At 61.5% G+C, this 13,417-nt stretch carries 14 protein-coding genes; all 14 read right to left on the reverse strand.

The genetic code is table 11. The annotated features are described in order from the left end of the window. Positions 1-154 precede the first annotated feature (154 nt). Positions 155-1,054: a major capsid protein gene (locus SPBM01_RS04775; protein WP_188064243.1), complete on the reverse strand. Its 900-nt coding sequence runs from the start codon at positions 1,052-1,054 to the stop codon at positions 155-157. A 30-nt stretch (positions 1,055-1,084) separates the two neighbouring features. Next, complete coding sequence (locus SPBM01_RS04780; protein WP_188064244.1) at positions 1,085-1,399, reverse strand: hypothetical protein; 315 nt, start codon at positions 1,397-1,399, stop codon at positions 1,085-1,087. Positions 1,400-1,413: 14 nt separating this feature from the next. Then, positions 1,414-2,715 carry a hypothetical protein gene (locus SPBM01_RS04785; protein ID WP_223177786.1) on the reverse strand — a complete coding sequence of 434 codons (1,302 nt, stop codon included), beginning with the start codon at positions 2,713-2,715 and terminating at the stop codon, positions 1,414-1,416. Positions 2,716-2,780: 65 nt separating this feature from the next. Then, a complete protein-coding gene (locus SPBM01_RS04790; RefSeq protein ID WP_188064245.1) occupies positions 2,781-4,466 on the reverse strand; it encodes a terminase large subunit domain-containing protein in 1,686 nt (561 codons plus the stop codon). Between the two features lie 853 nt (positions 4,467-5,319). Continuing rightward, positions 5,320-7,050: a site-specific integrase gene (locus SPBM01_RS04795; RefSeq protein WP_188064246.1), complete on the reverse strand. Its 1,731-nt coding sequence runs from the start codon at positions 7,048-7,050 to the stop codon at positions 5,320-5,322. Between the two features lie 156 nt (positions 7,051-7,206). Next, a complete protein-coding gene (locus tag SPBM01_RS04800) occupies positions 7,207-7,947 on the reverse strand; it encodes a prepilin peptidase (protein ID WP_410483024.1) in 741 nt (246 codons plus the stop codon). After that, positions 7,944-8,666 (reverse strand): type II secretion system protein N, encoded by a 723-nt coding sequence (gene gspN, locus SPBM01_RS04805; protein WP_188064247.1) that lies wholly within the window; start codon positions 8,664-8,666, stop codon positions 7,944-7,946. The genes SPBM01_RS04800 and gspN overlap by 4 nt, the downstream gene beginning before the upstream one ends. Then, positions 8,663-9,151, reverse strand: a complete 489-nt coding sequence (gene gspM, locus SPBM01_RS04810; protein ID WP_188064248.1) for a type II secretion system protein GspM — start codon at positions 9,149-9,151, stop codon at positions 8,663-8,665. The genes gspN and gspM overlap by 4 nt, the downstream gene beginning before the upstream one ends. Then, positions 9,148-10,266: a type II secretion system protein GspL gene (gene gspL, locus SPBM01_RS04815; RefSeq protein ID WP_188064249.1), complete on the reverse strand. Its 1,119-nt coding sequence runs from the start codon at positions 10,264-10,266 to the stop codon at positions 9,148-9,150. Before gspL ends, gspM begins: the two co-directional genes overlap by 4 nt. Continuing rightward, a complete protein-coding gene (gene gspK / locus SPBM01_RS04820; protein WP_188064250.1) occupies positions 10,263-11,252 on the reverse strand; it encodes a type II secretion system minor pseudopilin GspK in 990 nt (329 codons plus the stop codon). Before gspK ends, gspL begins: the two co-directional genes overlap by 4 nt. After that, entirely contained in the window at positions 11,245-11,907 is a 663-nt protein-coding gene (gene gspJ, locus SPBM01_RS04825) for a type II secretion system minor pseudopilin GspJ (protein WP_188064251.1), read from the reverse strand. Before gspJ ends, gspK begins: the two co-directional genes overlap by 8 nt. After that, positions 11,907-12,233: a type II secretion system minor pseudopilin GspI gene (gspI, locus tag SPBM01_RS04830; RefSeq protein WP_262504410.1), complete on the reverse strand. Its 327-nt coding sequence runs from the start codon at positions 12,231-12,233 to the stop codon at positions 11,907-11,909. The genes gspJ and gspI overlap by 1 nt, the downstream gene beginning before the upstream one ends. Positions 12,234-12,384: 151 nt before the next feature. Beyond that, positions 12,385-12,792 (reverse strand): GspH/FimT family pseudopilin, encoded by a 408-nt coding sequence (locus SPBM01_RS04835; protein WP_262504411.1) that lies wholly within the window; start codon positions 12,790-12,792, stop codon positions 12,385-12,387. A gap of 70 nt (positions 12,793-12,862) precedes the next feature. Further along, a complete protein-coding gene (gene gspG / locus SPBM01_RS04840; protein ID WP_316725373.1) occupies positions 12,863-13,411 on the reverse strand; it encodes a type II secretion system major pseudopilin GspG in 549 nt (182 codons plus the stop codon). Positions 13,412-13,417: the final 6 nt, after the last annotated feature.

Genomic DNA, 13,417 nt, shown 5'->3' on the forward strand with positions numbered 1-13,417 from the left:
CTGAGTGTTAAATGAGTGCCGGTCGCGTTCGCCCAGGATAGGGAGACATGACGAACCACCGGCTTTCGGGGTTATTTTGCGCAGCCACTCACCGAATTGGCCGCCCCGCAAGCGGGCCTCTGCTTCCCCGTGCAAGCACGGGGCGCTGAATCTGTTAGGCCAGTTTCACGCCCTTCAACCGGGCCGCGCACTTGGGATGCTCCAACACAATCGTGCTGTAGTGTTCTACCCGCGTGCGGAATGCCGGTTTGGACTGAAGTTCGCCCAGGTCACGAACGCTAATCGGGGCCGACTGCGCGCCGAACATGGCACCGGGACCGAACGATACCGCATAAATAGAAGCGGTGTTGTTCGCTGTCCCTTGGGTTTCATCGAAGCCCAAAATTGCGTTGCCTTCATTGTCATCTTCGATGATGCCGAACGGAACGCCGTAATACATATCGACTTCGCGCCCCAGGTCATCCTTGGCGATGGTCAAAGCGTTAAGGCTGCGAGCCATCTGCCGGATGGTCTGCCGCATTTTTTTGTTCATCAGCAGCAGCGTGGGCGAGCCGTTGACGGCGTCCACAAGGTCATCAAGCATCTGCATGGTCAGCACCGCGCCGTTCGTGCCTGCGGTGATGACCTGATTGCCGGTGAGGCGCGTATTCAGGCCATCGAACTCCTTGGGGTTCGTCGTGCTATCGCCATCGAACACCGTTTTGAGGTGCGAAAGGGAAAGCGCCTTGACCTTCATAGCGTCGTGGATGGCGCGGGTGTCGTTCGCGCTGGTTGCCCAGGCGATCAGCGCGGCGTCAACGTCCAGGTCGCCGCCGATGATTTTCAGCGGGTCGGAAAGCTGATTGATGACGCCGGTGCTGTCGTCATAGGATTCATTGATCCCACGGAAGGCGATCCCCGGCAGCGTCTGCTCGCGGTTATAGACATATGCCGCACCTGCAATGTTCTGATATGGCATATACTGCATGATAGCATTGGTGCTGGCGAAAATTTCGACCACGCCGGACTGCAATGCGTCGGGATTGAGTTTGGCCCATTCGGTTTGGGTCAGCATTTTCAGATTTCCTCTAATTTTTTCTACGCGTTATTTGCTGTAACCAGCCGCAAGCCGCGCATAGACCGGCATGGACGTGGTATCGGTAGCCCTGGGCGTGATGGCAGGCTTTGCGCCGCCATCAGTGGGCAGCACGACAGGCTTGTCGAAAGCGCCGGTAGCCTTTGCCTGATTGAACCAGGCAATTTGATCGGCAGGCGACAGGCTTACAGGGATAAGCCCGCGCAGATGGTCGGGAACACCGGCCAAGACCGTTTTAGCAGTATCGGCAAGCTGCGCCTTGATTGCGGCAAGTTCATCGCCGCTTGTGTCGGTTTGTGTGCCGGAAGGCGTTTCGTCGCTCATGTTATCCTCACGAATTAAAGGGGTATGGCCAGTTGCGCGGACTCGTCGCGACGGCGTTGAAGTTCTTGGAAAGCGGTCTGTCGGTCTGGGAAGCCATCGGGATTGGCGGCCATGAGGGCATCGACTGGCGACCAAATGCCCAGGTCAGTTTTGGCTTGCGCGTTCGTCAATTGTTCCGTTTCCGAAAGCTGATCTTGCTGTTCAGCAAAATCGACGCCTACAGACGCATCGTCGGGGATAGTGCCGGGGGCGTGGGCATTGACCACGGTCTTCACGACATGAAACAGGCGGGCTTCCATGGCGCGCGCTTGGGCAATCTGATCCTGCCGAACCTCTTTCAGGTCCAAGCGGCCCGCGTGCTTGGCGCTACCAGACTCCGCAACCTTGGACAGGTCGAATAGGTCAGCGCCAACGCCGTAGGTTGCAGCCATTTCGCGCAGCACAAATTCAATCGCCGACAGGATCGAGCCGATAGGGGCGTTAGGTGCAGCAAAGCCAAACTGGCCATTGGCAGGCAGAGCCACAACACGGTCGGGGCCGAATTGCAGGACTTCGTTGGCACTTATGCCAGAAGCCCAGGCTTGCCCGTGTGCTTGATGCTCAACTGCACGCCAAAGGTTCGCTAGGCCAACATTCACCGCGTCCTGGGCAGCGTAAAGGTCCGCGCCGCCGGGCAACCAGAATTGATCGTCAGGCAAACGGTCAAACCAGGGGACGAAAGGCAAGATACCATAAGGATTGCCGTTATCAGGATTCCCTGGGATGGCCTTAGCAGCGCCGCGATAATCAAGCCTGCGAAAGCCGGTCGGCGTCCAATCTGCATATGTCGTATCTTCGACCCTATCGCCGGGGTAGGTCACAATGATCCGGCCAGGACGTTCGGGGTTGGTATAGATCACGTCCAGCGTGTTGGGCGTATGGACGTTCAGGGTGGGCGTGCCGGATTCCTCATCCCAACCAACTTGCAGCGCAACAGTTTTGCACACCTCAAGGTAGCGGCTTGCCTTTTTCAGCACCGCGTCGGCGTTCATCGCCCGATAGAGTGTGTCACCCGTAGATTGATCGAAGCCGTTGAAAACGCGGCGGGGTGGCAAGCGGTAGGTGCTGGCACGCTTGTCAACGATCGCGCGAACAAGATTGACGCTGAATATCCGAAACTGGTCTGGGCGGCTGAAACGCCGTGCAATCAAGTGGTAGGCGTCATCGTGGCTATTGTCCCAATAGTATCGCAGACGCCGCGCGCAATCATCTTTTCGTTGACGCGAAGAAGATGCTAATTTAACAACATCAGATGAAGATGAAAGAAACTTAATCACAAATTCTCACAGCATTAAAGCACGTTGGCAGTATAGCCTATATTTACAATAATTGGAAATGTATTTTATCTTGGTAGAGTGTGCGCACCGATATTTTTGATTTTGCTTTCGATGAATGCTGGTAGTTCAATGATATTGAGCGGACCGCGTTCGCGGTATGCTGAATACAATTTGCGCACTTCCACCATTGATCGGCAGCCATCGGCGCATGGTGGGATGATACCGCCGCCATTAAGCGCGCAGTGTGCGATGCTCGCTCCCCTGCCATTGCAATGGATTCCCTCAATTTCGTAGGCGCAAAGGGTAACAGTCCGAAGGCTGTAAACCGCCCAGGCTAGGGCATGGACATAATCATCATGCGCGCCGCGTGGGTGCGTGAATTTCGGAACTGCGGCCAACCCGTCCGTGGCCTTGCCATCCTCCACCACCTCAAAAATCGCCATTTCAGCCAGCAAATCTTTGAATGCCGGATGGATATGCAACCGCCCTTCCGCTGCGGCCTGATATAGCGCGGTGAATGCAGCGTATTTCGTGGCGCGTGAAGGGTGGATGACTTCCGACCCGCCGCCGTAGGGTTGCGCAGCACACCAGTCGGCAACGTCCTGCGCGCCGTAGCTCTCCAGCGTAACGCGCGACATGCCGTAAGCATGGTGATAGGTTTCAAACCGCTTTTTGATGCCGCCCAATCGGCCCAGGAACACCGTGTCGGCATCCATGACGAATATATGCTCCTCATCGTCTAGGACGATCTTGGCAATGCAAGCCGTCACCGTGGCATCACCATGGCGCGAGCCGCCAAAGGCGCGATCTAATCCTGCCCCCACGGCAAACGCCGACCCCGCTGCTAAAGCCTTCACGTCGAGCGGATACTCCTCGGTGCAGGAGTCCAGCACAGATTTTGGGAACAGGGCGTTAGCGGCATCACCCCAGCGGTTAAGATGCAGAAGGGCGAACTTATGGGGCAACATCTGCCGCGACAACGAACGTAGCTTATTAGGCGCGATCCAGGGCGGCGATTGGCGACAGGCTTCGTCTAAATCAGCATATTCGATATGGGCAAATGCTATCGACGTGTCAGGGTCGGTAGGATGATTGGCGCTCTGCCAGAGTTCCCACAATTTGGATGATCGCGGCGCGACCGTGGAATCAATGATGAGCAGCGAGCCATTGGTATCGAGCAGCGAACCGGCAAGCGCTTCGTAAACATCATCACCGCCATTTCTCGCCGCGTGGATTTCGGAAATCTGGGCAGCGGTTAGTTTCATACCCCACAGGGCAGCGGGATTGCTCGAATAGGCTTGGATCACACTGCCCGTTGAAGGCATTTCGATCCGGTCGGCACCGATCTTGACCGTGCCTGCCGCGACAAGCCTCTTGAGCAGTGGCGTGTTCTCAAACGCCTGCCTGATTGTCCTGAATGCCGTTGACGCTACTTGCTTTTCGGAGTTTGCCAGGACCGCGATATTCTCGGACGGACGCGACATGAAGCGCCACGCTATGAGCATCGCCGCAAGGACCGTTTTGCCGTGTCGCCTAGGGAAACTAAACACCGCGACCGACACGTCTGGATTGTCCAGCGCCTTGGCCACCTCTGCGCGGATGCGATCATCCAACACGAACGGGATATAGCCCCCGCTGCCAGATGGCACGCGCGGCTGAACATCGGCCAAGAACTGGAAAAAGCCCTCGGAGCCTTCGCGCCAGGACGAAATGGATGCGGCAAGATTTGATACAGGCGAATGGCGCGACAAAGGTAATACCAGCGAGAGATTGGGGACGCCGCTTGTTCAGCAGGATCAGCCTAATCGCACCCGGCTTGGGAGGCCCATTTCGGACTGGGCCACAGGTGGCCCTTAGTAATCGCTGCCCGATGCCGCTACGCGGCTAGTGGCCCATTGTGAGCGCGCTAACGTGATCGCCTCAAACGCCGTGCGGTATAACTCGCCGGACGCTGGCAGATTTTAGCCTCCATCTGCGAAGGAGGGGTTTACGGTCACCAAGACCACGCCGACGATGATAACAGCTTTGGAACAGAAAGTGAATAGCCTTCTGCTTGGTCAGCGCTCAAAGACCACCCGCAAACCTCCCCACCGGCGCGTTTCAGTTGCAACGTCGAACCCCCTAGCGCGTGCTCGCGTATACGTGTGCGTGCATTATGCGCTCGCGTATACGCGTATGCGTGCGCGCCGCGCGTCTTAAACCTAACAATAATATATAAGATTCTTAGATTCATATTTTGAATCAGATTCATACTCATTGAATTGGTTATCTTCACTTCGTTCAGATAACCGAGCGACGCTTCGCATCGCTCTTTTTTGTCAAAGGTCAATAATGCTGACCTATATCGTTTGAAGCGAAACCAGACACCAGCGGAGTGCAGAAACCGACCGGAGTTAAAAACCTGCGGGGTGGGGCTTCCGCATGGGCAAGCCGGTTTTGGCAAGCTAAGGGGGCCGCGTGGTGATATTTTGGCATCGGTGTGCCTAAATAGCCTCTATTTTGCCCGTAGAGGCACCGCACAGCGCGAAAACTTGCCTCACCTAACACACACAGCCAAACATACGCGGCGGCGCTCTAGACCCGGTTTACGGGCAATTAGGATTTTCAGGCTTGAACGATCAAATGACTGAAATCTACGCCATCAAACCGCACTGCTTCCATCCAACCGCTGAACATCGAAACGGTGCCTTGGCTCAACTGGCCATAGCCACTTGTCGTCGTCTTTTGGTTGTGACCGAGGCAAACCTCAATCTGATCGTCGAGAAGTTCGGCTTCGCTACGCAAGCGATCAGCAAGCGTATGGCGGAAACTATGAGAGCCAAAGCCGTCGTTGCCATCCTTTATGTCAACATCAGTCAAATATTCACGCCACCATCGCGACGGCGTGGCACCGATATGACCGCGCGAATTTGCCTCAAGTTCGGGGAAAAGCGGCGCGGCCAAATTGTTGCCCATCTGTTCCATCATGCGCGCATGGAACGCTAGGAAGCCGATGCGCTCCAACATGGGATGGACTGCCGCCGGGCGGCTTTTGCGGTTCTTGGTCGCCAAGCCTTCACTGTCATCGTGGCAGATATGGATAAACCAGACGCCGCGATCCTGCCGAACGTCGCCGACACGAAGCTGGGCTATTTCACCGATACGCGCGCCGGAAAACATGCAGATAAGCGGTATCCATTTCCGCCAATCATCAGCTTGTTGGTTGCCCTTCAAATGCTCACGGCCTTCACCAAGGAAACCAGTGAACAGCGGCGAATGGAGCATCTTGTTTAATTGCTCGGTCGAGAACGGCGGGCGGCGGTTCTTGCCCTTTACCTTATCATAGAACAAGCCCGCACAGGGATTGCTCAAGCCTGCCCAAGCTGGTTGCCTGGCTAACCAGGCATACAGGGGCGATATCGTGCTGAGCGCGTTGTTAATGGACGTGAACGCCGTTTGAGGCAGTCCCAATTCGCGCGCCCGCTTGGCAGCCTCTCGCATGGGCAAATGTTTCAGTTGCTTGTTGCTCATCCATTTGGGCGGCAGATCGCGCTTGGTGTCCCGAAAGGCGGCAACCTCAACCGGGGTGATGCTGCGAATGGAACGGTCAGCACCGACAAATTCGGCGAACTGTTGGATCGTTTTCCGATTTTGCGTAGCGGTATCGAGGTTCTTTTCCCCTTTCGCCATGGCTTCTGTCGCCCAACGCTCGAACAACTCAAGCAAAGTTTCACCGGGGGCAGCCTTGTCAGATGCGTGCTTACGGACGCGGGAAACCAGTTTGCTATCTGTTTCCGCTTCAAGGTCACCGCTTAACCGCTCCTTTGCTACCCTGCTTGCCGCAACCTGGGCGACGGCAAGGCGTTCGCATAATGTCGCGTAGCCTGGGCTATCGGTCGGCAGATCGAAGCCCATCGCCTCAATCGCCGCGTCCGCAAGCCCCCGCACTGGGCCAAACTCGCCGGTGATTGTATTGAGCGCGTGCGCTTCCACGTTAAATTGGGTGCGGCGGAGATGGCGACGATAGGCGGCAGCATCCCCGCTTGCCAATGACCTGCGCCGATCATCCTCATATGCAAGAATGCTGTCATATCCCACGGCGACCGCCGCCGATTCGATATCGTTGATTGAGGGCACGCGCAGCGTTGGCAAGAGCAGCCCCCATTTTACATCAAGTTGGTTGGCGTGGTGTCGCGCCAATGCCTTCGCCTGTTCCCGATCCGTGGTCCCTAAGCTGAACTGGACAAGCTTCTGTCCCTCCATCTCATGCAATCGCTTTGGCACCGCGCGACTGAACCAGAAGCAATCAGTGTTCGGACGTTCCCAAAGGTAGGGTGTTTTGCGGGATGATTTCATGACGAAAACCATACCCTAAATGGGTCGAAATTGACAGCGAAATTGACAGTGAAATTGACTTAGGAGAACAAAAAAGGACGTAATATCAACGACTCAGCAGAAATCCTTAGTCAAGAGATTTAGGCAATTCTGCTCCTGTCTCCCCGACCACTTCCTTCAAATGATGCGCACCACAGCCATCCATCCCGGCACCGCCGCCAGCGCCAGGAACGTGCCGAGCGGTACACGCGCCATCCGGTCCCTGACCCGGCCCGTCACCAGCATGACGATCAACCCCGCAACTGCCGCAATCAGCAAGATGAACGGCAGCGCCTGCCACCCGCACCACGCCCCAAGCGCGCCCAGCAACTTCGCGTCGCCCAGCCCCAGCCCGTCACGCCCGCGCAGCGCACGATAGCCGATCGCAATCGCCAGCAACGCGCCATAACCCACCGCCGCCCCGACGATCCGGTCGATCAGCACGACATCGGTCGCCCACATGCCCAACGTCAGGCCTAGAAAGGCCAGCGGCAGAGTCAGCGCATCGGGCAACCAGAAATGGCGCCAGTCCAGCACTGCCAGCGTCAGCAGCATCCAGCCCAGCACCGCCCATCCGATCCCGCCCAGATCGGGCATCCCCCCGATCGCCAGCGCGCCGATCAGTGCGCAACCCGCTTCCACCCGGCCATGCAGCGGGTCGATCGCCGCGCCGCAGGTCCGGCATCGGCCGCGCTGCACTAGCGCGCTGAACAAAGGGATGAGGGCGCGCGCACCCAGCACCCGCCCGCATCCGTCACAGGCGGACCGGCCCCGCGCCACACCGCGCCCCTGTGGCCAGCGCAGGATCAGCGTAGCGAGAAAACTGCCCAGAATCGCGCCCGCAACCCCGCCGAGCAGCACCATCACAGGCTGAATCACAACGTGCCTTCGACCTTGAGAACCTGCGCATTGCCGACGGTCGCAAAGCCCGACCGGCCCAGCGCTGCCGCCAGGGTCGGGTCAGCTGTTTCCACGCGCATTTCCGCGCTATACCGGCCCGATCGCCACAGGCGCAGCGCGATCTTCTCCATGCCCGACTGGCTCACCAGCAGCAGCAATATCGCATCGCCATCGCACGCCACGGTGCCGGACAATCCCTGCGCCAGGTTCAGCCCCGGAAACTGCCCCGCCATCCGCGCCCGGACCCGCCCTTCGCCATGGCCGCAATGGTCGCTGGCGAACCAGGCCGTCACATCCTCCATGTCCAGACTGGCGATCGGCAACGGCGCGAAGCTGCGGCCCAGCGGCACCGCTCCGGTCACATCGTCCACGCCGATCCGCCCGAACCCGACGGTCAGCGCCCCGCTAATGTCGTCGGCCAGCCCCGCCTTGCGCGCAATGTCGAACCGCGCCCGCGCCATGAGTAGCGAAACGGGGGATAGCCCCGCCCGCACGCTGCCCATCGGCATGTCGCCCAGCATCAACTGGTCGATCCGCCCACTCCACACCGTGCCGCGCACATCGCGCGCCGCCACGCCCAAACGCTCCAGCCCGACCAGCCCCAGCGCCACACACATCGGCAGGAACAGAATGAAGCCCAGCAACAGCACCACCAGCAACGCAATCCGCGCCCGGCGCGAAAGAATAAGCCCCATCATGGCTGGTTTCCCCGCACCAGCACCGCCTGCACCGACAGGCTGCCCGCCGTCGCAGCGGGCCGCGCGCTCATCGTTTCGACGCGCACACCCTGCCCCTCCAATGCCGCGATCCATGAAAACAACGCCACCGGGCGCACCGACGCTATCGCCACGTCCATCCGGTCACTGCCCTGCGCCTGCGCCCGTTCCAGCGTCAGCCCGGCCTCGCCCGCGCTCTGGCCGACAAACTGGTCGATCGGCGTGACGGGACCAGCGCTGGCGCCATTGCGCGGCAGATTCTTGAGCTGCTTCACCGCCGCGCGCACCGCCGCATTGCGATCGGTCGCGGCGATCAGATCGTCCCGCGACGCGCGTTGCGCCCGGTCGATCGGCACGACGATGCCGAACCACAGCACGACCGCGCCCAACAATGCGAACATCACGCCCAGCATCCACTGTTCGCGGCTGGATCGCTCCGCCCAGGCCGCTTTCATCCGTTCCATCATGACCGCACCGTAATATCTGCCAGCGTCCGCCCGCCCGCATCCTGCGATGGCGTGGCCGTGATCGTGAAGCCCGCCGCCTGCAACGCCAGCAGCACCGCATTGATGTCATCCGCCTTCGCCGCCGCCAGCGTCGCGCGCAACATCCCGTCCGGGTCGCGCGACAAGGACGTCAGCGCCACCCCCGGCGCATCCTGCATCGCCGCCATCACGGCTGCAACCGGCGCGGTAAAGGCCCGTCCGCCGGCGCCCCGCGCCGCCAACTGCCCCTCCATCTCGCCCAGCGCCTGCGCCGCATCGCTCGCGCCCGGCAGCACCTGTTGCGCCAGCATCAGGCTTTGCGTATCCAGACGGCTGGCCTCGGCATGGTTTTTGCCGATGCCGACCAGCGAAACCAGCAAACCCACCAGCAGGATCAAACCACTCCAAACCGCGATCCGGCCCAGCGCACGCTGGTCGATCGCGCGGCGCACCCGCTTGGCGAAATCCCCCTGCCGCAGGTCGATCGGCGGCGCATCGAGCGCAGCGATCGCCCGCCCCTCGATCACGCCCGTCTGCACGTCCGCGACTGCCGCGTCACCGATCAGCACGGGCAACGCCATGTCGCCGCTCAACGCCATGTCCACGCCGCGCAGCACCACGCCATCGCCGATGACGCCACGCGCAAAACCGCTCTCCGGTTGTGGCAACAACAATGGCGCAGGCACGATCAGGTCCGGGTCCAGCCCATGATGCTGCGCCCATAACAACCATTGCTGCATGTCGGTCCGCGCCGTCAGAGCCACCACATGGGGTCGGGCCGGATCGTCATTCTCGTCCGTCACGGCAAACAACTGATCCGACAGGGCAATCCCGCCCGCCAGCACCGCCAGCCGCGCCGCCGCCCGCCCCTGCCGCACGGGCAGGTCAGGATGCGCGATCCAGTGCAGCGCCACTTGCGCAGCGGGTGGCACGATCATCACCCGCGCCGCATCGGGCAAGGCCGCAAGCCCGCACGCCGCCAGCCAGTTCGCGCCTTCGCCCGCCTGCGTCAGCGCACCATCCACCACCCGCATCCAGCGTGGCGGCCCATCGCCCTCCTGCGATAAAAATACGATCAGGGCATCGCGACTGCTCATGCGCCCGCCCCCCAACTGCGCCGCACCAGCTTGGCCGGTGCCTCCCGCGCATCGATCAGCGCGCGCTCCACCAGCTGCGTTCCCCCGACATTCACCAACACGTCCACTTCGAAAAATCCTGTCGTCAATTTGACCTGTTCGGCCACCTCCGCCATCGGCGACAGGCCGGCCAGCGAGGGCAGCGCCCAGAATTGCACCGTGCTGCCGTAGCCGTCCGTCGGCCGCTGCGCCAGCAATTGCCGCGCCTGCGCCACGCTCAATTGCCCCGGCAACAGCATGGCGAACAAGGGTGCCTGATCGGGCAGCAATGTGTTGATGTTGATCGGCGACAGGTCAGTCACCGGCAACGCGCACACCCATGGCCGCGCCAGATCATAGATGGCCGGTGTAATGCCATTGACCGCGCGCAACTCCGACGCATCCACCATCATCCGGTTGGCCGCGCGATAGGGCCGCTGCGCCTGCGCATAAGTTTCATCCTCCGCCCCACCCGGCTGCGGCACGGCGTCGCTGTCGACCCAGTCGGCCAGCCCAGCGGAAGCCCCCTGCGCCGCGCGCGCATCGACGCCCAGCGCCTGCAACAATCCCTGAAACTGCGCGACACCTGCCGGGCGCACCTTCAGGCTGGCCTCGCTTTCCCCGCTGACCACGCTGTTCAAATTGAAACAATTGCCCCCGTCGATCACCCTCGCGGTCGCAACCCCGCCCGGCACCGGGATGCTCTGCGGCGCGCCCAGCCATCCGCCCGCCAGCGTGATGCGCGCCGGATTGGCCGCCACCAGATCGCCGATCCGCAACCGCGCCACCTGCGTCGCAGCGTCCGCATAGGCGCGCGCCTGGTCGATCGCGCCGCCATTGCCGGTCATCCGCGTGGCCAGCGCCACCCGCTCCAGCGCCGTCGCGGCCACCACCGCCATCACCGCCACCAGCAGCAATACGGTCAGCAACGCGGCCCCGCATTCACCCTTTTTGCGTGGATCAGGCATCGGGCGCCCCTTCGACGATCGGCTTTTCGACCGGCCCTGGCGCGACCAGAAAGCGCAGCATCACCGGCGGTTCGCCCGTGCGGGTCAGTGTCATTTCGACGGCGCGGGGCAGCAGGTCGGGCTGGCTCGGCGTCCATGCTTCCCGCCACTTCCCCTCTGCATCGCGAAAGCGCAGCGTCACAGCCTCGACATGTTCCAGCAGCGCGGCGGGTTCCTCGCCCGCTGCACCGTCCAACTGCGCATAGCTGCGCCGCTCCAACCGCCCCTGCCGCACCCAATATTCGATTTTTTGCAGCGAAGGACGCGGCAAATCGCCCAGATTGTCCCATCCCCCGCGCACCAACTGCATCACCGGCTGGCCCTCGCCCTGCGGATCGGCCCAGAAGGCCGGGGCCAGCGTGCCGCTTTCGGTGCGCGTGATCCGCGCCACCGCCTGCCCCAGATCGCCACCGATCGCGCCGCCTGCCCGCTGGATCGCAGCCATATCATTCAGCCGCGCCTTGACCTGCGCCTGCGCCGACACGCTATTGCCCAGCAACAACACCCCCGCCCCCGCCAGCATCGCAAAGATCATCAGCGCGACGAGCAGTTCGATCAGCGTGAAGCCCTGTTGGGCGGAACGCTCCAAAGGCGTGAAGCCGCGCTCGTCACGCATCACGCCACCACCCGCACGAAACTCAGCACCACCGGCGACGCGCCCGGCTGGCCATCGACGGTCAGGTCCACCTGCAACAGACGCTGGTCGTCGGTCGACTTCACCACGCGATGCCATCGCCAGCGCCGCCCGCCATTGTCCACTTCGCCATCTTCCTGCCCGGCGGACGGCGGCAACGGATCGCTCTGCACCTCCACCATCAAATTGCGCGCGACGATCTGGCCCAGCGCCTTGCTGTTCAGGTCGGCGGCGGTCCGCAACGTCACCCCCTGCAACCGCACCAGCGCCAACGCCGCCAGGCTGAACACCGCCAGCGCGACCAGCATTTCGAGCAAAGTGAAGCCGTGTTCGGCGGAACGCCCCAAAGACGTGAAGCCGCGCTCATTTACACCACACCGTGTTCCCGCGCAGGCGGGAACCCAGTCCAGTTCGGGCATCGACTTGCCCGCCTGCGCGGGACCACACTGAACCCGCTTCCTACCCACCGACCATGACCTTCCCCGCCATGTCGACGCGCACCGACACCCGCTCGCCCTCGCGCGCCAGTGTCACGGTCAGCGGATCGGTCGGCAGGCCAGTGCCGTCGAAGGCGATCTGTTGCCGCCCATCCTTGCCCACCAGCGCGCGGGTGCCACCCTTCCAGTTGGCGGTGACGAACGGCTTGTCCTCAAGCGGCACCCATTGCCCACTCTCGCGCCGCTGAAAGCCATAGCCCGATGCGGACACCCACAGCCCCATCGGCGCGGCGGTCACGACCGCTTCGTCGCGCGCGGCGGCCACGCGCGCGGCAAAGCGGTCGGCATCCTCGATCACGCGCCCGCGCGGATCGGGGATAGCCAGCACCACGGCAGCCGAAATGAAACCGATGATCGTCAGCACGACCATCAGTTCAATAAGCGTGAAGCCGTGTTCGGCGGAACGCCCCAAAGACGTGAATCCCGCTTGCGACGCAGGATCAAATCTCGCTGGAGAATATATCCGCATTTTCCGCTTCCCCGCCCGGCTGGCCGTCCGCGCCCAGCGAACTGATGTCGAACGCGCCCTTGCGCCCCGGCACGGTGTAGACATAGGCCCGGCCCCACGGATCGTCGGGCAGCTTCTTGACATAGCCGCCACGCCGGTAACGCTGCGGCTGCGCCAACGATGCAGGCGGATTGAGCAGCGCCAGCAAGCCATCGGACCCGGCCGGATAGGTCAGATTGTCGAGCCGATATTGCTCCAGCGCCTGTTCGATCGTCGCAATGTCGGCCTTGGCCTTCTCCACCCGCGCCGTATCGGTCGCGGGAATGACATTGATCGCCACGATCGTCGCCAGCAGGCCGATGATGACGATGACGACCATCAGTTCGACCAGCGTGAAGCCGTGTTCGGCGGAACGCCTCTCCCCACACTCGTCATCTCCGCGAAAGCGGGGATCCCGCTTCTTCTTCAGCAGCGCCACAGGATGGAGCAGAACAGTGAGATCCCAGCTTTCGCTGGGATGACGGCCAAGGAAATGCTTCATATTCAA

This window comes from Sphingobium sp. KCTC 72723 (assembly GCF_014280435.1).
Classification (GTDB): Bacteria; Pseudomonadota; Alphaproteobacteria; order Sphingomonadales; family Sphingomonadaceae; genus Sphingobium.

What these genes read in the sequence shown, in the direction of transcription:
- SPBM01_RS04835 (WP_262504411.1), bottom strand. Translation starts at nt 12,792, where the DNA reads ATGGTCGTGCTGACGATCATCGGTTTCATTTCGGCTGCCGTGGTGCTG.
- gspG (WP_316725373.1), bottom strand. Translation starts at nt 13,411, where the DNA reads ATGAAGCATTTCCTTGGCCGTCATCCCAGCGAAAGCTGGGATCTCACT.
- gspK (WP_188064250.1), bottom strand. Translation starts at nt 11,252, where the DNA reads ATGCCTGATCCACGCAAAAAGGGTGAATGCGGGGCCGCGTTGCTGACC.
- SPBM01_RS04780 (WP_188064244.1), bottom strand. Translation starts at nt 1,399, where the DNA reads ATGAGCGACGAAACGCCTTCCGGCACACAAACCGACACAAGCGGCGAT.
- SPBM01_RS04795 (WP_188064246.1), bottom strand. Translation starts at nt 7,050, where the DNA reads ATGAAATCATCCCGCAAAACACCCTACCTTTGGGAACGTCCGAACACT.
- gspJ (WP_188064251.1), bottom strand. Translation starts at nt 11,907, where the DNA reads ATGCGTGACGAGCGCGGCTTCACGCCTTTGGAGCGTTCCGCCCAACAG.
- gspN (WP_188064247.1), bottom strand. Translation starts at nt 8,666, where the DNA reads ATGATGGGGCTTATTCTTTCGCGCCGGGCGCGGATTGCGTTGCTGGTG.
- gspM (WP_188064248.1), bottom strand. Translation starts at nt 9,151, where the DNA reads ATGATGGAACGGATGAAAGCGGCCTGGGCGGAGCGATCCAGCCGCGAA.
- gspL (WP_188064249.1), bottom strand. Translation starts at nt 10,266, where the DNA reads ATGAGCAGTCGCGATGCCCTGATCGTATTTTTATCGCAGGAGGGCGAT.
- SPBM01_RS04775 (WP_188064243.1), bottom strand. Translation starts at nt 1,054, where the DNA reads ATGCTGACCCAAACCGAATGGGCCAAACTCAATCCCGACGCATTGCAG.
- gspI (WP_262504410.1), bottom strand. Translation starts at nt 12,233, where the DNA reads ATGCTGGTCGCGCTGGCGGTGTTCAGCCTGGCGGCGTTGGCGCTGGTG.